This window comes from Helicobacter mehlei (assembly GCF_007280785.1).
In the GTDB taxonomy this organism is placed as follows: Bacteria; Campylobacterota; Campylobacteria; order Campylobacterales; family Helicobacteraceae; genus Helicobacter; species Helicobacter mehlei.
Window position 1 is genome coordinate 98612 of the sequence record NZ_VKGC01000002.1, and the last position, 19184, is coordinate 117795.

Here is a 19184-nt window from a genome sequence, read left to right on the forward strand (position 1 = left end):
AGCCTAAATATCCACGCTACCCTTGCCCTTATAAGTCTTGCCCTCTTTAGTTGTGATCTCCACTTTAACCTGCCAAGTCCCTCCCATGGGCAAATTCACGCTTGCCTCATACACGCCATCCTTTTCTTTGACTTGCGCTTTTTCGTGCATGGCAGGCATGCCCGGCATTTCAGGCATGCTAAATTTGATCTTAAGCCGCGCGCCCTTAAGGGGTTTGCCCCCTAGAGTGGGCGTGAGGCTAAAATGGTTGTTCCCACTCACTAGCTTACCACTGGATTTAAAAGACACAGTGGCCTCTTTGGCCTTGATTTGCATCTCCCATGCGTGCAAGCTCCCAAATGCAAGACCACATACCAAGATCAGGCTACCTAATTTTTTCATCCAAACTCCTTTGTGAAAGATAGGGGCATATTAAACTTTATTTGTGTAAAGTTTGTGGAAATTAATCCTTATTGTGTTAGAGTTGGTCATCTTAACATAAAGGATTTAGTATGTCTTATCGCACAGAACACGACACGATGGGCGAAGTCAAGGTTGAAAATAGCAAGTATTGGGGCGCGCAAACCCAAAGGAGCTATGAGAATTTTAAGATCGGCACGGAAAAGATGCCAACAGAATTGATCTACGCCTTTGCCAAACTCAAACGCGCTTTGGCCAAAGTCAATCAGGATTTAGGCAAATTGGATACTCAAAAAGCAGAGGCCATTATCCAAGCTTGTGAGGACATTTTAGCCGGCAAGCTAGAGGGCATGTTCCCCTTAGCCATTTGGCAAACCGGGAGTGGGACTCAGACCAACATGAACATGAACGAAGTTATCGCCAATAGGGCAACTGAGATTTTAGGGGCAGACTTTAGAAAAGAAAAACTCATCCACCCCAATGACCATGTGAATATGTCCCAAAGCTCCAATGACACCTTCCCCACTGCCATGCACATCGTCGCCGTGCTAGAGATCACAGGCAAGCTTCTACCCGCTTTGGACAAATTGCACGCCACCTTGCATGCCAAAAGCCAAGATTTTAAGGATATTATCAAAATTGGGCGCACGCATTTACAAGATGCCACGCCTTTAACTTTGGGGCAGGAATTTAGCGGGTATGTGAGCATGTTAGAGCACTCTAAAGAGCAGATTATGGCTAGCCTTGAGGGTTTGAGAGAATTAGCCATTGGGGGCACGGCTGTGGGCACAGGCTTAAATGCCCACCCCCAATTATCCCAAAAGGTCGCTGGGGAACTGAGCCAATACACCGGCCAAACTTTTAAAAGCGCGCCCAATAAATTCCACGCCCTCACCAGCCATGACGCGATCAATTTTGCCCATGGGGCGTTAAAAGGATTGGCGGCAAACTTAATGAAAATTGCCAATGACATTAGATGGCTGGCTAGTGGTCCGCGCTGTGGTCTGGGCGAATTGCATATCCCTGAAAATGAACCGGGTAGCTCGATTATGCCCGGCAAGGTCAATCCCACCCAATGCGAGGCTTTGACCATGGTTGCTGTGCAGGTGATGGGCAATGATGCAGCGATCGGCTTTGCTGCCTCTCAGGGCAATTTTGAGCTCAATGTGTTCAAGCCCGTGATTATCTATAACTTCTTGCAAAGCCTGCAACTCTTGGCCGATGGCATGCTCAGTTTCAACGAACATTGCACAACTGGCATTGAGCCCAATAAGGACAAGATCGACTACTATTTGCACCACTCTTTGATGTTGGTAACTGCGCTTAATCCCCATATTGGCTATGAAAATGCCGCCAAAGTTGCTAAAAATGCGCATAAAAAAGGCATTAGCTTAAAAGAGTCTGCTGTACAGCTAGGGCTTTTAAGCGCACAAGACTTTGAAAAATTTGTCATACCCGAACAAATGATTGGCCCTAAAGCTTAATGCCCCAACCCTTTTTTGTCTATGATGACATCTGCCTTTATCAAGCCAGCACCCTCAATCAGGGGCTTTTGCCCCCCAAGAGTCTAGATTGCACCATCACCTCCCCGCCCTACAATGTGGGCATTGACTACAATAGCAGAGATGATAGCCAAAGCTACGCAGAGTATTTAGATTTTAACGCCACTTGGCTACAAAATACCTACTTATGGAGCAAGCCCAGCGGGAGGCTATGCCTCAATATCCCCTTGGACAAGAATAAGGGCGGGCAACAGAGTGTGGGTGCAGATGTGATCACTTTGGCCAAAAAGATCGGTTGGCGTTACCATAGTAGCATTATTTGGAATGAGGGCAATATCTCTAGACGCACGGCTTGGGGGAGTTGGCTTAGCCCTTCAGCCCCCTATGTGATCGCGCCCGTGGAACTCGTTGTTATTCTGTATAAAGAGGTGTGGAAAAAACAGCACAAGGGCAGAAGCGATCTAAAAAAGGATGAGTTCATGGCTTGGACCAATGGGCTTTGGCAGTTTAATGGGGAATCTAAAAAACGCATCGGACACCCCGCCCCCTTCCCTAGAGAATTGCCCCGCCGTTGTATCAAGCTCTTTTCTTTTATAGGCGATGTGATCTGCGATCCCTTCAGCGGATCGGGAACCACGATGTTAGAAGCCTATGCCAACCAACGTGCCTTTGTGGGCATCGAGTTAGACCCTGCTTATTGTGCCCTAGCCAAACAACGCTTTTTGAAAATATGGGGGGGAAAAGATGGGGATTAGGCAAAGCGATCTTATCTTGGAATTTTTTAAGGCAAACCCTAATCGGGAGATCGCACATCCTGAGGTAGTGGATTGGCTCACCCATGAATACTACAAGCGCACGGGCAAGATTTTCAGAGACCCTGATCGGGGCATTAGAAATTGCACCAACAAGGCGTTTTACAAAAAATCGCTAAGGGAGTTTATCGCTACAACCCAAATTCCGTTTTGCGTCAAGATTTAGAGGACTTTAGCCCCGCCTTAAAAAAGCAAATCTTAGAACGGGACGGGTATGCTTGTGTCATTTGCGGGGCGGGGCAAAAAGAGGGCATGGAATTGCATGTCGATCACATCAAGCCTAAAGACTTAGGGGTCAAGCTAGTCTAGAAAATGGGCAAACTTTGTGTGCCCGGCACAATTTCTTAAAAAAGAATTTTAATCAGACAGAAACGGGTAAAAAGATGTTTATGCGGATGCTAGAGAGTGCGCAAAAGGCCGGAGAGATGGAGCTAGTCGCCTTTTTAGAAGAAGTTTTAGGCGTTTATGAAAAACATAATCAACGGACACATTGTATGGAAAAAGCCTTGATGATAACCCCTCGAAAGCATGTTGAAAATAAGTGGTTTGGGCTAGTTAAAATAATGTTACTTGGTCCAAAATCTCCCGCGCACCTTGATCTAAGAAGTTTTGCACGAGAGTATTGATCAGATCATCAGCTTGGCTAGGTTGCCCTTGGATGCGCTCTTTAATCACGCAACTCCCATCGCTCAAGCCCACGATGGCTTGGATTTGCAAAATATCTTGTGTGAGACTAGCATGCACGCCTAAGGGCACTTGGCAACCCCCACCCAACTGGCGCACAAAGCAACGCTCTAGGCCACAGACGAACGCGCTTGTTCCATCATTTAGTTGGGTGATTTGATCAAAATAGGGGTGATCGCGCCGCATCTGCACGCCCAACGCCCCCTGAGCCATGCTAGGGATCATCTCCTTTATGCTAAAGGGTTGTTGGTGGGGCAATTCTAGCCCCAAGCGTTGCACCCCCGCACAGGCCAGCACGATCGCATCAAAATCCCCGCATTTTAGGCGTTCTAAGCGGGTTTGGATGTTGCCCCTCAGACTCAAAGTATCCAAATCAGCGCGCATGCGTTTTAATTGCATCGATCGCCTTAAAGAGGTCGTACCCACTCTTGCCCCTTGTGGCAGATCGGCTAGACAAGGGTATTCCACGCTCAAAAAACAATCCCTAGGGTCAGCACGGGGCGTGATAGCAGCAAGAGTGAGGGGCTCTAGCTCCTCTACGGGCACATCTTTAAGCGAATGCACAGCCAGATCGATTTCTTGGTTTAAAAGCAATGCCTCTAATTCTTTGGTGAAAAGCCCCTTGCCCCCGATTTTGGCTAAGGGCACATCTAAAATCTTATCCCCCTTTGTTTTGACAACACGGATTGTGCTTTTTAGCCCAATCTGTTCTAGCAGGTCTTGCACATAAGAAGCCTGCCACAAAGCCAGCGCGCTCCCTCTGCTCCCAATAATGAGGGTTTTCATTTTTCTTTATCCAAAACTTCTACATCAATGATTTCTTCTGGCTCTTTTTGTTTTTTGGGCTTTTTGGGCATTTCTTCGGGGGGCAGATCTTTTTGGCGCACCAAAGCCACGAGCAACAAGAGAGTTCCAAAAACATCGCACAACACCCCGGGCAAGAGTAACAGCACCGCACCCACAGACCTTAAAAAAAACCCTTCTGCCCAAGCCAAAGGTTCGAGGCGATCATAGACCAAGTCGTTTAAATTCTTAAAGGGGCTTCTTAGCAACACCACACCCCCAACCAGCGCGCTGATCACCACTTCGGCTAAAAACAGTGCCAAACCAAATTCTTGCACAGCACTATAGACTAAAAAAATTTCCAGCACCATATAGGAGAGGCCTAGAATGTAGGCAAAGGGCATCAGGCTAACATCTCCTTGAGGGCTTGAACAAGACTAGCGCGCTCTAGGGTGCTTTTGGTTAAACCCTGCCTTTTGATGATTTCCAAAGACCCGCTTTTTAGGGCTTGATTGCCCACAATGAGCGCATAGCAACAGCCCATCAACTCAAAATCCGCCATCTTAGCTCCAAAGCGATCCAAGCGGTCATCTAAAAGCACATCAATACCTGCCTCTAAGAGTTCTTGATACAAACTCTCGCCCAAGGCCTCTAGTTGGCTATCCTTGCTATTAGCCACAATGATCACCACCTCAAAGGGTGCACTCGCTTTGCTCCACACACAACCCTTCCCATCGTTATGTTGCTCCAAAATTGCGCTTAGCAAGCGGCTAACCCCAATCCCATAACAGCCCATCTCAAAAAACTGCGCCTTGCCCTCTTGATCGAGATAAGTGGCATTCAGGCTTTTAGAATATTTGTTGCCTAGTTTGAAGATATGCCCGACCTCAATGCTCCTTTGATACTCCAAAGGGGCTTGACAGTGCGGGCAGGCATCGTCTGCGCGCGTGGTGGCGATGTCAGCATAGAGCAAGCCCTCAAAGGTAGCTAAATCTACACCCACAAAGTGCACTTCTTTTTCATTTGCCCCACAAATGAGGCTATTGGCATCTTGCAAATCAAGATCAAAGATCACCGTCACATCGGGCAAAATGTGTTTGAGTCCATAAGGTCCCATATAGCCCGGATACAACCCCAAGCCCTCTAAGGCATGCGCGCTCACTTCCTCTAGACTCAAAATGGGGGTTTGTAAAGCTGTGCTCAAAGCATTGAGGGCTTTGCTCTCCTCTAGACTATCATCCCCACGCACAAAAAAGATCGCCAGTTGGGAGTTGCCATGTTCTAGCATGGCTTGCTTGGCGACTGCTTTGAGCGTGAAAAAGGGATCGACCTTGAAAAACGCGCTCAAGGCTTGGATCGTGGGGGTGTTGGGTGTGGGGAATTTAGCAAAATTAGCTTGGGGGATATTCTCAGGTTCTACCCTCTTGGTGCGTGTGGCAATTTCAATATTAGCTGCATAGCTACACTGCGGGCAGACCACAACAATATCTTCTCCACACGCGCTTAAAATCACAAATTCCTTAGAGCTATTGCCCCCAATCGCCCCACTATCTGCCTCAATGGCTCTAAAATCCAGTCCTAAGCGAGTAAAAATGGTGCTATAAGCCTGCTCCATGCGATCAAATTCCATATCTAGGCTCTCTGAACTGCTGTGGAAACTATAGCCATCTTTCATGATAAATTCACGGGCACGAATCAGCCCAAAGCGGGGGCGAATCTCATCTCTAAACTTGGTGTGGATTTGATAAAGGTGCAAGGGGAGTTGCTTGTAACTCTTCACATGCGCCTTAACTAATTCGGTGATCACTTCCTCATGGGTGGGGCTGAGTACAAAATCGTTTTCTTTGCGATCCTGCAGACTTAAAAGCTCCTTGCCATATTTGTCAAAACGCCCGCTTTGCCTCCATAGATCGGCCGGGATCACAAAGCCTAGCATGCACTCTTGCGCCCCATAGGAATCCATCACTTCTTTGACCACGGCACGGATCTTTTGTAAGACCTTTTGCCCTAGGGGCAGAAAATTATAAATCCCGCTCCCAATTTGCTGGATAAAGCCCGCTTGCACTAAGAACTGGTGGCTTTTGAGTAGGGCATCTTTGGGGGGTTCTTTGCTCGTGGGGGCAAATAGCCTAGAAAAGCGCATTTAACATCCTTCTTCATATTCGCATTTGTAGCGATTCACAAACATGTTTTCTGTGCCCAAGTTGAATAGATTCTTCAAGCACTCGCCCAAGATGTCGCCCTCCTCTTTGTGGGCATTTTTTTTGAGCACAGCGGTGGGGTGGTGCAGAAAAGTATTAAATGCGCTGTGTAAAATCTTGGCGACACTCTCTTCGTATTGGGGGGGCAAAAACCCTTTTTTCAGCGCGCGCCGTAATTCCTTAAGGGCGGCTTCTCTAGCTAAGTCTCTAAGCCCCTTAATGAGGGGATCGACCTCTAAGGTTTGCAACCATTCTAAAAACTTATGCGTGTAGAGTCCCGCAATCTCATAAGCCTTTGAGGTGTCTTTTTGGCGGTTTTCCAAGTTATGCGCCACAACGCTTTGCAGATCATCCACGCTATAGAGCCAAATATTGGGCTCTTGTATGGGAGCGATGTTGCGCGGAACGCCCAAATCAAACCACCAACGCCTAAATTCTGTGCTAGTAACACTCTCTGGGGTGATGATGGGGTGGTTAGCCCCTGTGGCACAAAATAAAAAGGGATGGGTATTGATCAAGGTGGGGAGATTTTCAAAATCCTGCACTTCTACCTCCAAGCCAAGCTCTAAAGCACGCTCCCTGTGGCGGTTACACAAGATCACCTCAAAGCCCTTAGCCAGCAAATGCTTACACACCAATTGCCCCATTTCACCCACGCCCACGACAATAGCCCTCTGTGCCACCTTTTCACTTTCTAGCACCTCTAGGGCTTGCTTGACCGCCATGGAGGCAATGGAGATCACTTGGGAAGAGATGGTGGTTGAATTGCGCACCGCTGCAGCGCATTTAAAGGCAAAATGGGCTAGGCGGGTCAAATGCTGGGCGCATAGTTTGTGTTCTAGGCACATTTTATAGGCACTCTTAAATTGCCCCGTGATCTGGGTTTCCCCCACAACCATGCTATCCAAACTGCTAGCCACACAAAAAACATGGTGGATCGCATGGGTCTGGGTGTGTATTGCGCTTTTGGATTCCAGCACGCCTAAGGGCACTTGCTTGGCTTGGGCTAGGGCGACAATCAGATTCGAAGCCGTTTGGTTTAAATCATAGGCATAGAGGTAAAACTCCACACGATTACAAGTGCAGAGTGCCATGATCTCTTTGATGTGGGGGTATTGGTGTTTGAGCATGTTTAAAAAGCCCAAAAGTTCGGATTCGCAAAAGGCGAGCTGTTCTCTGAGTTCAATGGGGAGGTGCTTATGTGTGAAGCCCAAAACCAAATACCCGCTATCCACTTTAAAACTCCCGTTCTAAAATTTGTTTGGCCATGTTTTCTAATTGGGTGTTGCCCTCCCCTTCAATCGCTTTTAGGGCAATTTGGAGATATTTTTGCGCCTGAGAAAACACTTCTTGGATGATCCCATGTTTGGCAAATTCAGCTTGGCACCATGCCACCGCATCGGAGTTGTCCTGCTTGAAGTAAGAGAGCAAAACCTCTTGTTGGGGCTGATCTAGGCGTTGGTAGAGCAAGATATAAGGCAGAGTGCTCTTGCCCTCTTTGAAATCCCCAAAAGCAGGCTTGCCCAAAACCTCTGGAGATTGGGTGATGTCTAGCAAATCGTCTATAATTTGGAAGGCCAGCCCGAAGTTGAGCCCAAAGGTGTAGTAACGCTTGGTATCCAAACCTTGTAACAAAGCCGCCCCGCAACTGCTAGCCACGATCAAGGAGGCACTTTTATCGCTGATGATGTCTAGGTAAATCTTGGGATCGGGGTTAAAGACATGGGAGGCACTCACATCTTTAAGTTCCCCACGGGAGAGTGCGACCACGCTTTGAGCCACCACCTGCACAATCTGAGGGTCTAGTTTGCCCAGCTCACAAAAGGCTTTGGAGTAGAAAATATCGCCCAGCATGATCGCGCTCTTATCCCCAAAGGTGCAATTAAGGGCTAGTTGCCCTCTGCGGGTGTTGGCATTGTCGATCACATCATCATGCAGAAGAGATGCGCTCTGAATCATTTCAATTATGGCACAAAAATCCAAAACTTGGGGGTGGTTAGGGCAAATAGCTAAAATCAGCTGGCTGCGTAACATCTTGCCTGTCCCCAAAATACGCGCCATCTCTAGCACCTGCGTGCTCCCAACCTCCTCTAAATAACCCTCAATCTTGGCTTGGATGGCGTGCAACATTTAGGGTTGCTCCACCCACTTGAACTGGTTAGAGGCGCGCAAACGCAAGGTCGCTACGCCCGCTTGGGTGTCAAATTTTTTGAAACTGAGCATCAAAAAGGGAGGGGTGTGATCCCCCTCAACTTCTGAGGAGCTAGCCCCTCCTTTCTCTTTAAACACAGCCACCCGAAAGCTATCTCTTTGGAAGTCGGGGTATAAAATAAACTGGTAGGGAAAATGGTTGAGGTTCAAATGCACCACCAGACCTTGATCCTTATAGAGAGTCCAGCGGAAAAACACGGGTTTTTTGAATTTGCCTAGTTGCAACTCCCCGCCATAGATCTCATCTTTTTTCAATTCCAAAGTCTTATCAAGGGGTTTGGCAAAGACACCAGTACACAAGAGCAGAGCCACAAACAACCTATTCATGCCCGCTTAAGATAAGTGCCATCGACTGGATGGCTAAATCCATCTTTTTAGCCTGCACGCGTTCTTGCAAAACCCCATCCACATGTTGTTGCTTTAACAAGGCGGAAAATTTATCTTGCAAACCCAAATCTTCGAGGAGAATCTCGCATAGGGCTTGTGCCTCTAGGAAACGTTCCAACTCCTCGCGTGCGCGTTTCTGGCTAGCATGCAAGACCACATCGCCCCATTTTTGGATTGGATCGCCTGCTAGCACATGCAAGTCATCGTGGTTCAAACCAAACTAGCCTTCAGCATCCATACTGATTTTTGGAGTTTGGCTAACTGCTCATCGGCATAGGCCGCTGTAACTTTGTCTCCAGCTTTATCAGCTGTCTCTGAGAGTTGGGCAAAGTGCTTTTCTAGGTGCTCATAGTCCTTCAAAACCGCCCCAAAGACCTCACCAGAGGTGAAGCTATGCTTGCTTTCCTCTTTGATATGGGAGAGTTTCAGTGCCTCATCTAGGGTTACCACAGGCGTAGCCCCTAGTTGAGCGATTCTTTCTGCCAAATCATCAAAGGTTTCGGCAAACTCCTCATAGAGGGCTTGGGTGAATTGATGTACGGGATAAAAATCATGCCCTTTGACATTCCAGTGGAAGTTGTGTAATTTCATGAACAGCACAATGCTATCTGCTTGGAGTTGTTTGAGCAAATCGATAGTTTTTGTTTTCATCGCAATCCTTTTTGGTTACTTTAAGTCTGGCTCAAGCCAAACTCGAATCACATTCTAACGGAAAAATAGTAAATACAAGCTTTTATTCACCCTTGAGAATGCGGATTTCAAAGGTTTTATCGGGGGTGTCTAACAAGGTGATCTTGCCCCCATGTGCTTCCACCACCTGCAAAGAGAGCGCAAGCCCTAGACCATTGCCCTTAAGTTTGGTCGTCTCAAAGGGCTCAAAGAGCAATTCTTTATCCAGCACCTCTTTACCATCATCTTTGATATGAAAAACTACCCACTCTTCTTCCTCAAAGGCAACCACCTCCACATGCCCCTCCTCAGAGTTGCTTTCCTCAATAGCATCTATAGCGTTGTATAAAAAGTTTTGTAGGGCAATGCTTAACAAACTCAGATCGTAATGGGCAGTTGTGGGCGCAATGCGGGTGGTTAGGGTGATCTCTTTGGTGTAAGTGTATTGGTTGAGTGCCTCTTGAATCTCATCCTCTAGGAGTAAAAGACTTTGGGGGGTTTTGTTAGCATGCACGCCCTTAGAAAATAAAAGAGTGGCTTTGATGATGCGTTCCACCCGCCACAAGGCTTTTTGTAACTCAAACACAATGGGCTTAGTCTTGTTATCCACTTTTTTAAGCAAAATCGAGGTGAGTAACGAGATCGAGCCAACTGGATTGCGGATCTCATGCGCTAAATGTGCCGAGATTTTCCCCATCGACACCAAACGTTCTTGGCGTTTTTGCTTGGTGATGTCTGTAGCAGTGATGATCTCCTTGCCCTGAATTTTATTGTTCTGGAAAAGGTAGTTCTTGCCCTCATGCTCAATTTCTAAATTAAAACCCAGTGCCTTAGCCTTTTCAAAGACCTCCTGACTCTCAATTGCCTTGCTATTCTTGTAAAAAAAGCTTTTGTTTTCATTGAGCACCCAAATGGCTTGGGGCAAAATCTCAATCACCCACTCATAGAGTGCCTTATAGTCCTTAAATTCCTTTTCAACCTTGTAACTTTGCAAGATAAATTCATTCAACAAACGCAAGAGCTCTTGGCGATCCTGCGCACCAAAGCGATCCAACAACCCATTGTCTAAGATGCCATCTCCTGAGCTAGAGACAGCTTCTAGGGGGAGGGGGGGCTTTTTCATGCTAACCCTTGTTTTTCTGCTCCTCTTGATCTTTGAGAAAATTAAAGAGTAACTCGCTATATCCAAAATGCCCACTGAGCTGGTTGGAGAGCGAATCCTTATACATGGATTGGTAAATCTCGCTCCCAGCTTGCTTGGGATACAAGGGGTTATCTAGCTTTAAAGCCGTATCCAACATGAACTTTAGAAGTAAGGACTCAAAAGCATCAGTTTGAGTCTTGAGTTGCTGATCTTCTAGCTTACCTCCGTGCTTGATCTTGTTGGAATCAAGCTTATTAGCCAGGTATTGGTTGTAAATGTCCAGATTATTTTTGATCATATGACCTCCATTTCTGCGCTAATCGCACCACTTTTTTTCATCGCCTCTAAAATCGACACAATGCCCTTAGAACTCACACCGATTTTTTGTAACGCCTTCACCACGCTGGCAATGGTCGCTTTGGGCGCGCTCAAAATATTTTCTCTGGTGTCCAACGTAGCTTGCGACCCGAGTTTTTGCAAATCTTTTTTAGCCTTGCCTTTCTTGGGTTCTAAAGGTTCTTGGGTGATCTTGATGGTAACATCCCCACTTGTAACCACTACGGGATGCACCACAATATCCACGCCCGCCACCACCGTACCCGATTTTTCATCAATGATGATTTTATCCTTGTGGCTATAATCCACATTGACCTCTTCAATCATCGCCAAAAACTCAACCATCGTCAGTTTTTCGGGCTTTTTCAATTTGATTGTCTTGGGGTCGATGGCTAGGGCAACCTTTTGTTGGAAGACCCGATTTAACGCCTCCTGGATTTTTACGGCATTTTTAAAGTTGGGCTTTTTAAGACTCAAGGTCATGCCATTTTTGTTATAGAGATCATAGGAAATCTCGCGCTCAATGGTTGCGCCATTAACAATGGTGCCGGTGAGTTGATTAGAGGAGTTGCCCAAACTCACACTCCCTTGTGCGATGGCATAGATATTCCCATCAATGGCACTCAAGGGAGTCATCACCAACACCCCATGGTTTAAGGACTTGGCATCTCCAATCGAAGAAATTTGCACATCAATTTTATCACCCTGCCGCGCGAAAGAGGGCAAATTAGCGGTGATCATCACGGCAGCCACATTCTTAGAAGCAATATCGCTAGGGGAAACCTTGATATTCACACTCTCTAGCATGTTGGCAATGGACTGCATGGTGAATTTCGATCCAGACTTATCCCCCGTGCCATTTAAGCCAATCACCAGACCATAACCCACCAACTGGTTATCCCGTACGCCCACGATGTTAGCAATATCCTCGATCTTTTCAGCTTGCAAACAGACCAGGGCATACGCCCATAAAACTAAGTGCTTGATTCTTAATTTCATGTCTAAATATTATCCAAAAAAACCTTAATGGCACAATTTAAGGAGGGAAATTAGCATTTTTGATAGTATTTCGCACTCTGCTCTATTGGGTCTTAAAACTCCCCTTTAAGTCCAAAATACTAAATTCTAGTGCGTCATCAGCGCAAACGTCAATGCAACGCCCACAGCGGGTGCATTCCCCCGAATTAACCGCCACGCTTTTAAGCCCCACCATCCACAGCACTTGCTTCTCAGGGCATATCTCAAAGCACAAGTCGCACTTGGTGCAACGCAGGGCGTTGTGCTGGACTTTCAAAAGGGCATAACGCCCCATCAGAGAGTAAAACGCTCCCAGCGGGCAGAGTTTGGAGCAAATGATTTGATCGCCCAGAAACGCATCCACACAAAAGAGCAAAAACGCCACAATGAGCCACGAAGCTGTGCCCAAAATGATCCCCCTTTGGATCACTCCAATAAAGGACACACTCTCAAAGGCAGGCGTGGCGAGCACAAAAGATAAGATCAAACTTAAAGCTAAGAGAATGTAGCGCAAGTTTTTAGGCAAGCCTAAATGCACGCCCCTAAACTCTAATTTGCGCCGAAACCAAGTGGCAAAATCCACAATGATATTCACTGGACACACCCATGCACAAAACGCGCGCCCCAAAAACAAGCCATAGATGCTAGAAACCACCAACACCCCCAAAAGCGCGCTCGCTTCCACATGCAAGCTAGCCACAAAGATTTGCAGAGCCGCAAAAGGATCGCTTAAGGGAATGGTATCAAACAATTTAGAGGAACTCAAATTGCCTTTTAAAACAAAGGTGTTGGCAATAAAAAGGGCTAAAATACCGCATTGTGTCAGCCGCCTAAGCACCAAATAGCGCATCAAAGTCCCTTGTTCAAATAATCTAGGGGGTTGTCTGTTTTGGGGTTTAAGGTGTTGGGTTTAGCATTTTTTACCCGTTCTTGATCCTTGGTATCCCAACCCTTGACGTAGTGATCGCCCACCTTGCCACTCACAAACTCTGTGGGTAAAATCCTAATCGCTGGTTCTTGGGTGATGCAGGCCCTCTCACATATCCCACACCCCACACATGCACTAGGTTCGACCACAGGGAGCATATAGGCATGTTTGTGGGTTCTTTCATTGTGCTTGGTTTCTAGTTTTATCGCCTTGTCTATCAAGGGACAGACCCGATAACACACATCACACCTAATCCCCCAAAACGCCACACAAGCCACCGGATCGACCACAGCCACCCCCATTTTAAGCGAGGCGATGCCTTGATCGGGTTTTAAATGCGCCTTGTCTAGCGCGTCTGTGGGGCAGGCCTTAATACAAGGGATGTCTGAGCAGAGATAGCAAGGGACTTCGCGGGCCTGAAAGAAGGGCGTACCCACCCTAGCATGGTCTAATAGAGTGGCTAGCTTCAGAGTGTTGTAGGGGCAGTCTTTCACGCACAGCCCACAGCGGATACACAGACTTAAAAATCGCCCTTCATTCTCCGCCCCCGGGGGTCTTAGGCTGTAGCTATCTTGCTTTTTGGCTTTTAGCAATGCCACCAAAAACGCCCCCCCGCTGGCACACAGGAAAGCCCCCTTAAGAGTGGTTTGTAAAAAGGCGCGTCTTTGCATCAGACCTTAGTGATCTTCACCGCACACTTTTTATAGTCGGTCTGCTTAGAAATGGGGCAAGTGGCATCTAAGCAGACCTTGTTAATATAGACATTTTCATCAAACCAAGGTACATAGACAAGCCCTACTGGGGGTTTGTTGCGCCCGCGCATATCCACACGCGCTTTGACCTTGCCCCGGCGTGACTCAATCCACACCGCATCGCCTTGACTAACCCCCAATTTTTCCCCATCTTTCTCATTCATATAGCATAAGGCTTCAGGCACGGCCCTAAAGAGCTCGGGTACGCGCATGGTCATGGTGCCACTATGCCAGTGTTCCAAGACCCGCCCGGTGGCCAACCAAAATGGATAGTGGCGATCGGGTCGCTCGGGGGCTTTCATGAAGGGTCTGAAAAAAATCTTGGCTTTATTTTCTAAGCTCTTGGGCGCATTACCAGTAGGTTCTTTAAGGTTACCGCTAACAAGTTCCTTCATCGCCTTACCATAAAAGGCAAAATCGCTATCAGGAGCAGCCTTTTTGGCGTAGTAATCGTATTGGGTGTTAAAACGCCATTGGGTTTCTTTACCATTGACAACAGGCCAACGCAAGCCCCGATACCGGTGGTAGTCATCAAAGTAAGCCAAGTCATGACCATGCCCGATACCAAATTGGCGGTATTCCTCCCAAAGGTATTTTTGGATGAAAAAGCCATAACCCTTAAAGGGTTTGCCATCGCTCCCCACAACCCCGCGTTTATCCCCAAAGACTTCCGAATTGGGTGCACCCTTGCCCACTGGATCATGAGCCAAAAACTTTTTGGCATGTTTGTTGGCAAAGAGGACATCATAGAGAGTATCGGTATCTTTATAGCCCATTTTACGCGCCTCGGCCAACACATTTGGCAAAGTGAGTTTTTCATTGACCTTTTGCTCTTTCCACACCTCTTTGAGCTTAAAGCGCTTAGAAAATTCCAAAATTTGCCAAATATCGCTCATGGCATGCCCCACTGGGGTTACTTGTTGTTTCCAGTGCTGGGATCGCCGCTCGGCATTCCCATAGGCTCCCCATTTTTCATAAATCATCGCACTGGGCAAGATCAGATCCGCTACCTTAGCACTAATGCCCGGATAGCAATCACTCACCACGATAAAATTATCCATCTCTCTAGCGGCTTTGATCCAGTGGTTGGCATTGGCGGTATTTTGCCAAGGGTTATTGACCTGCACCCAAATGAACTTGACTTTGCCATCTTCAAGCGCGCGCATCATGGCGACAAAGTCATAGCCCGGCTTGGGGTTGATCGTGCCTTTGGGCAAGTGCCAAAGTTTCTCGGCAATCTCGACATGCTTGGGGTTGGTAACCACCATGTCGGCAGGCAAGCGGTGGGAAAAAGTGCCCACCTCTCTAGCCGTGCCACATGCGCTAGGCTGACCGGTTAGAGAAAAAGCCCCGCTCCCGGGTTTGGCCTGCTTGCCTAGCAAAAAATGCACCATGTAGGCTTGCTCATTGGCCCATGAGCCCCTGGTGTGTTGGTTAAAGCCCATCGTCCAAAAGCTCACCACTTTGCGGTCTTTCTCCACATAGAGCTTGACCAGCTGTTGCAACTTGGCTTTAAAATTCTCTAGAGGTTCGTTGGCATCTCCCTTAGCCACGCGCGCGACATAATCCAAAGTGTAGGGCTCTAAGGCTTTTTTAAATTGCTCAAAGGTGATTTCCCAATGCTTGCCCGCCTGCTTCTGGTGGTGCATTTTAAACACTTCGCCTTCTTTCACACCCAAGTGTTTGAGTGCGATCGCTTCATCTGCATCTAGAGTGATCGCATTTTGCTTTCTCACCGTGTCCTTCTCGGCAGGCCTAAACTTAGGGTGGTTGGGGTTATCGCGCATGCCATAGCCAATGTCAGCATACCCGGTGGCAAATACGATATGCTTTTTGATAAATTCTTGATCGATAACATCGGGGTGGTTGTAGACAATCTCCCTAGCAATGTAGTTCCAAATGGCTAGATCACTATTGGGTGTGAAGATGATTTCGGTATCTGCTACGCTGGAGGTGCGGTTAGAAAAGGTGGTGAGATTGACCACTTTAACCCTATCAGGAGCATTCAATTTGCGATCGCTCACTCGGGACCACAAAATGGGGTGCATTTCTGCCATATTTGCCCCCCAAGTGATGATGGTATCGGTGATTTCAATATCGTCATAGCACCCGCTAGGCTCATCAATCCCAAAGGTTTGCATAAAACCTGCAACCGCACTCGCCATGCAGTGGCGCGCATTGGGATCGATGTTGTTGCCTCTAAAACCGGCTTTCATCAGCTTGGCAGCCGCATAGCCCTCTTGGATCGTGTATTGCCCACTCCCAAAGACTCCGACACCTGTAACGCCCATTTGATTATAGTATTTCTTGAACTGCTTTTCCATCTCATCAAAAGCATGTTTCCAAGAAACTTCTTTAAACTTGCCTTTTTTGTCAAACTCGCCTTTTTCATTCACCCTTAGAAGAGGGCGCACCAAGCGATCTGCTCCATACATGATTTTGGCATTGAAGTAGCCCTTGATGCAGTTCAAGCCACGATTGACTGGAGCTAGCGGATCGCCTTTTGTAGCGACAATTTTATCGTCCTTTGTGGCGACCATGATCCCACAGCCTGTCCCACAAAAGCGACAAACCGCTTTATCCCATTTCCAACCCGCTTGGGCTTGCTCAGCTTTCGCCTCTAAGTCTGGAGGTGTGAGCAGACCGGCACTCCCCAAAGCCGAAGTGATGGCAACAGATTTTAAAAAATCACGTCGTGAAAGTTCTTGTGTAGGCTCTATATGAGAATTTGGGATGGTAGTTGGCATTAGACTCTCCTAGTCTTGAAGTGGGCAACATTATAGCCAATATTTGATTTAGAAAAATTAACACCCGCCTTTATGGCTACTTTTTATCATTTTTTGGTTATGATAGCCTTTTGATGATGACTACAAGGGACAAGGACAATATGGGCTACCAAGAGATAGCAGGGGGTGTGGGCATACCCAAGTGGGATAAGTTTCTATGGACATTAGGAGGGGTTTTATTCTTGCTATTGGCTTTAGAGGCGGTGTGTGTCAAGCAAAATAGCCTGTGGGTGCGGAATTTAGATGCCTTTGTCATTGAGTTGGTGCGATCCCATCCTCCTGTGCCCGCCTCTGTGCCAGAAGCAAGCCATGCTTTCTACTTCCAAGCTATCAAAGCACTGACTTTTTTTGCCCAATCTCAATTGGTGATCGCCATGGCATTACTCGTGGCACTTTTTTACGCATTCCAAAAGCGTTATGTTTTTGGGTTGTGGTTTGTGCTCAGTGTTTCATCAGGTGAGATTGCCCTGAAGAGTTTTAAAGAGTGGATTGCTAGGACGCGCCCACCCACTAATGGGGAGCTGTATTTAGCGCATGGGTTTAGTTATCCTAGTGGGCATGCCCTAGCAGCAAGCCTTTTTTATGGACTCTTGCTCTTGTTGGTGTCTTTGGGGAATTTGAATAGTGTGTTGAAATGGGGTTTATGCAGTGTTTTATTTTTGTGGGTTTGTTTGATGGCATATACAAGGGTCTATTTGGGTGTGCATTACCCCACAGATGTTTTAGGGGGGATTTTGATGGGGATGGCGTGGGCTTGTTGGTCTGTAGGGGTTTATACGAAATGGTTTAAAAAGATTTGATTTTTGATAGCTTTTTAGGATAGTGCGTGGATTTTAAGGGGTTGTTGCAACAAATTAATGATCTTTTTGCAAGACTTAACAGGAAGCAAAAAATTACAATCGTTACAGCCACGATCTTACTGGTGGCTTTCTTGGTTTTTCTACTGATCTACCCCACTCGTGACAAGGGCGATCTCTCAGGGTATGGAGTGCTCTTTGAGGGTATGGATAATAGCGATAACGCGCTTATCTTGCAATATCTCCAACAAAAACACATCCCCTACAAGATTCCCAAAGAGGATACCATTTTAATCCCTAAAGAAAAGGTCTATGAAGAACGCATTGCTCTAGCTTCTCAGGGAATCCCCAAAACTAGCAAGGTGGGTTATGAAATCTTTGATGTGAAAGATTTTGGGGCGACCGACTTTGATCAAAATATCAAGTATATCCGCGCTATTGAGGGGGAATTGGGGCGCACCATTGAAAGCCTAACCCCCATCGACAAAGCCGATGTGCATATTGCTATCCCCAAAGATAGCGTGTTTGTGAGTCGGGAGATTCCCCCCACCGCCTCTGTGATGCTCAAAATTAAGCCCAACATGCGTTTATTACCCAAGCAGATTTTGGGGATTAAAAATCTGATTGCTGCCTCTGTGCCAAAATTAATGGTGGAAAATGTTAAACTCGTCAATGAAAATGGCGAGCCTTTGGGGGAAAATGACGAATTGGACACCACTAGAGAACTCGCCCAAGCCCAGTTGCATTACAAACAAAATTTTGAAAATATCTTAGAAAACAAGATCGCCAATATCCTAGCCCCCATTGTGGGCGGACGGGATAAAGTCGTGGCTAAGGTGAGCGCAGAATTTGACTTTAGCCAAAAGAAAAGCACCAAAGAAACCTTTGATCCTAATAATGTCGTACGCAGTGAGCAAACAATGGAGGAAAAACGGGAGGGATTTCCTAAAAAGCAAGTGGGGGGGGTGCCCGGGGTGGTGAGCAATGTAGGACCCGTGCAGGGCTTACAAAATAACGAGCTTAAAGAGAAATACGAGAAATCCACCAACACGACCAACTACGAAGTGGGCAAGATGGTGAGTGAAATTAAGGGAGAATTTGGGGTTTTAACCCGCTTGAATGCAGCGGTAGTGGTGGATGGGCGTTATAAAAAAGTGGATAAAAACGGGACGGAAACCATTGAATACATCCCGTTAAGCACTGAAGAGATGGATAAGATCAACGCCTTAGTCAAACAAGCTATCGGTTACAACCAAGCTAGGGGTGATGCGGTGGCAGTGAGCAATTTTGAGTTCAACGCCAAAGCGGCCAAGTATGTGCCCATGACTGCTTATGAAAAGGTCGTTGCCACCACAGAAAAGATTTTGGGTCCCTTCTCCTCCTTGCTGAAATACTTGATCGTGGGCTTGATCTTGTTTGTCTTTTACAAAAAGGTCATCACACCCTTTAGCCAACGCATGCTAGAAATCCACCCTGATGAGGAAGAGAAGGTGCAGTCTTTGTTTGCCATTGATGAGGCTGATGATGAGGAGATCGACAAATTTGGTGAAATGCGTAAAAAAGTGGAAGATCAACTGGGCTTAAGCGCGAGTTTCAACGAAGAAGATGTCAAGTATGATATTATGCTAGAAAGGGTTAAACATTCGATCAAAGAGAGACCTGAGGAGATCGCCTCCTTGTTCAAGTTACTCATCAAAGATGAGGTTGCCGTAACCAACACAAAAGGGAACTAAAAAGTGGCCAAACTAACTCCTAGACAAAAAACACAACTTGATG

General features: G+C 46.9%; 21 protein-coding genes. 6 read left to right on the forward strand and 15 right to left on the reverse strand.

The window, feature by feature from the left end; all coding sequences use genetic code 11:
- Nucleotides 1–3: 3 nt before the first annotated feature.
- Nucleotides 4–381 carry a FixH family protein gene (locus FNE76_RS01410; RefSeq protein ID WP_143928349.1) on the reverse strand — a complete coding sequence of 126 codons (378 nt, stop codon included), beginning with the start codon at nucleotides 379–381 and terminating at the stop codon, nucleotides 4–6.
- A gap of 110 nt (nucleotides 382–491) precedes the next feature.
- On the opposite strand from FNE76_RS01410, the gene fumC reads away from it, so the two are divergent.
- The 4 genes from fumC to FNE76_RS08485 are packed head-to-tail and all read left to right on the forward strand — an operon-like array spanning nucleotide 492 to nucleotide 3022.
- A complete protein-coding gene (fumC, locus tag FNE76_RS01415; RefSeq protein ID WP_120947752.1) occupies nucleotides 492–1883 on the forward strand; it encodes a class II fumarate hydratase in 1392 nt (463 codons plus the stop codon).
- On the forward strand, nucleotides 1883–2656 hold the full coding sequence (locus tag FNE76_RS01420) for a DNA-methyltransferase (protein WP_120947750.1): 774 nt from the start codon (nucleotides 1883–1885) through the stop codon (nucleotides 2654–2656). Before fumC ends, FNE76_RS01420 begins: the two co-directional genes overlap by 1 nt.
- The gene (locus tag FNE76_RS08480; RefSeq protein ID WP_235852196.1) at nucleotides 2646–2879 is read left to right on the forward strand and encodes a hypothetical protein; all 234 of its coding nucleotides are present in this window, start codon (nucleotides 2646–2648) and stop codon (nucleotides 2877–2879) included. The genes FNE76_RS01420 and FNE76_RS08480 overlap by 11 nt, the downstream gene beginning before the upstream one ends.
- On the forward strand, nucleotides 2864–3022 hold the full coding sequence (locus tag FNE76_RS08485; protein ID WP_235852195.1) for an HNH endonuclease: 159 nt from the start codon (nucleotides 2864–2866) through the stop codon (nucleotides 3020–3022). The genes FNE76_RS08480 and FNE76_RS08485 overlap by 16 nt, the downstream gene beginning before the upstream one ends.
- A 246-nt stretch (nucleotides 3023–3268) precedes the next feature.
- On the opposite strand, the gene hemC is transcribed toward FNE76_RS08485, so the two are convergent.
- The 14 genes from hemC to napA all read right to left on the reverse strand — a co-directional run bounded on the left by hemC (nucleotide 3269) and on the right by napA (nucleotide 16572).
- Nucleotides 3269–4183, reverse strand: coding sequence for a hydroxymethylbilane synthase (gene hemC / locus FNE76_RS01430; protein ID WP_120947748.1), 915 nt, complete (start codon nucleotides 4181–4183; stop codon nucleotides 3269–3271).
- A complete protein-coding gene (locus FNE76_RS01435) occupies nucleotides 4180–4584 on the reverse strand; it encodes an FxsA family protein (RefSeq protein WP_120947746.1) in 405 nt (134 codons plus the stop codon). The genes hemC and FNE76_RS01435 overlap by 4 nt, the downstream gene beginning before the upstream one ends.
- Entirely contained in the window at nucleotides 4584–6323 is a 1740-nt protein-coding gene (gene proS / locus FNE76_RS01440; RefSeq protein WP_120947745.1) for a proline--tRNA ligase, read from the reverse strand. Before proS ends, FNE76_RS01435 begins: the two co-directional genes overlap by 1 nt.
- Entirely contained in the window at nucleotides 6324–7616 is a 1293-nt protein-coding gene (gene hemA, locus FNE76_RS01445; RefSeq protein ID WP_120947743.1) for a glutamyl-tRNA reductase, read from the reverse strand. It lies immediately after the preceding gene.
- A gap of 1 nt (nucleotide 7617) precedes the next feature.
- On the reverse strand, nucleotides 7618–8511 hold the full coding sequence (locus FNE76_RS01450; RefSeq protein WP_120947741.1) for a polyprenyl synthetase family protein: 894 nt from the start codon (nucleotides 8509–8511) through the stop codon (nucleotides 7618–7620).
- Complete coding sequence (locus FNE76_RS01455; RefSeq protein ID WP_235852194.1) at nucleotides 8512–8919, reverse strand: hypothetical protein; 408 nt, start codon at nucleotides 8917–8919, stop codon at nucleotides 8512–8514.
- Complete coding sequence (locus FNE76_RS01460; RefSeq protein ID WP_120947739.1) at nucleotides 8912–9193, reverse strand: DUF2018 family protein; 282 nt, start codon at nucleotides 9191–9193, stop codon at nucleotides 8912–8914. Before FNE76_RS01460 ends, FNE76_RS01455 begins: the two co-directional genes overlap by 8 nt.
- On the reverse strand, nucleotides 9190–9630 hold the full coding sequence (locus FNE76_RS01465) for a Dps family protein (RefSeq protein ID WP_120947737.1): 441 nt from the start codon (nucleotides 9628–9630) through the stop codon (nucleotides 9190–9192). Before FNE76_RS01465 ends, FNE76_RS01460 begins: the two co-directional genes overlap by 4 nt.
- An 82-nt stretch (nucleotides 9631–9712) precedes the next feature.
- Nucleotides 9713–10771, reverse strand: coding sequence for a sensor histidine kinase (locus FNE76_RS01470; protein WP_120947735.1), 1059 nt, complete (start codon nucleotides 10769–10771; stop codon nucleotides 9713–9715).
- Between the two features lies 1 nt (nucleotide 10772).
- Nucleotides 10773–11090, reverse strand: a complete 318-nt coding sequence (locus FNE76_RS01475) for a hypothetical protein (protein WP_120947733.1) — start codon at nucleotides 11088–11090, stop codon at nucleotides 10773–10775.
- The gene (locus FNE76_RS01480; RefSeq protein ID WP_407925304.1) at nucleotides 11087–12115 is read right to left on the reverse strand and encodes a flagellar basal body P-ring protein FlgI; all 1029 of its coding nucleotides are present in this window, start codon (nucleotides 12113–12115) and stop codon (nucleotides 11087–11089) included. Before FNE76_RS01480 ends, FNE76_RS01475 begins: the two co-directional genes overlap by 4 nt.
- Nucleotides 12116–12209: 94 nt before the next feature.
- On the reverse strand, nucleotides 12210–12995 hold the full coding sequence (napH, locus tag FNE76_RS01485; protein WP_120947729.1) for a quinol dehydrogenase ferredoxin subunit NapH: 786 nt from the start codon (nucleotides 12993–12995) through the stop codon (nucleotides 12210–12212).
- Entirely contained in the window at nucleotides 12995–13747 is a 753-nt protein-coding gene (napG, locus tag FNE76_RS01490; RefSeq protein ID WP_407925305.1) for a ferredoxin-type protein NapG, read from the reverse strand. The genes napH and napG overlap by 1 nt, the downstream gene beginning before the upstream one ends.
- The gene (gene napA / locus FNE76_RS01495) at nucleotides 13744–16572 is read right to left on the reverse strand and encodes a periplasmic nitrate reductase subunit alpha (RefSeq protein ID WP_120947725.1); all 2829 of its coding nucleotides are present in this window, start codon (nucleotides 16570–16572) and stop codon (nucleotides 13744–13746) included. The genes napG and napA overlap by 4 nt, the downstream gene beginning before the upstream one ends.
- A gap of 113 nt (nucleotides 16573–16685) precedes the next feature.
- Between napA and FNE76_RS01500 the strand changes: the two genes are divergently transcribed.
- Both FNE76_RS01500 and fliF read left to right on the forward strand, forming a co-directional pair.
- Nucleotides 16686–17411 carry a phosphatase PAP2 family protein gene (locus tag FNE76_RS01500; protein WP_235852193.1) on the forward strand — a complete coding sequence of 242 codons (726 nt, stop codon included), beginning with the start codon at nucleotides 16686–16688 and terminating at the stop codon, nucleotides 17409–17411.
- A 26-nt stretch (nucleotides 17412–17437) separates the two neighbouring features.
- Nucleotides 17438–19141, forward strand: coding sequence for a flagellar basal-body MS-ring/collar protein FliF (gene fliF, locus FNE76_RS01505; RefSeq protein WP_120947721.1), 1704 nt, complete (start codon nucleotides 17438–17440; stop codon nucleotides 19139–19141).
- Nucleotides 19142–19184 lie beyond the last annotated feature (43 nt).